Source organism: Bradyrhizobium cosmicum (assembly GCF_032290525.1).
GTDB lineage: Bacteria > Pseudomonadota > Alphaproteobacteria > Rhizobiales > Xanthobacteraceae > Bradyrhizobium > Bradyrhizobium cosmicum_A.
In genome coordinates, this window is record NZ_JASXTA010000569.1 from 1 (window position 1) to 239 (window position 239).

The window sequence follows — 239 nt, forward strand, 5'->3', positions numbered from 1 at the left end:
GGGTGGATGATCCGGCCGTGACGTCCGAAAACAAGGGGAAGGGGCGTCCTTTCTGTTGACTCGGGCCGGTGCGCGTCATATCAGCCGGGCTTCGCATTCCCGGCGCGCTTGCGTGGGCTGACGGCCCATACCCTGCGCGCCCTTGTTGTTGGAGCTACGACGATGAAACGCACCTTCCAGCCGTCGAACCTGGTTCGCGCGCGCCGGCACGGCTTCCGCGCCCGCATGGCCACCAAGGG

At 66.9% G+C, this 239-nt stretch carries 1 protein-coding gene; it reads left to right on the plus strand.

What is annotated here, in order from left to right; translation table 11 throughout:
* Positions 1-162: 162 nt before the first annotated feature.
* On the plus strand, positions 163-239 hold a 77-nt coding region (rpmH, locus tag QSV46_RS40970), incomplete at its 3' end, for a 50S ribosomal protein L34 (protein WP_314964483.1).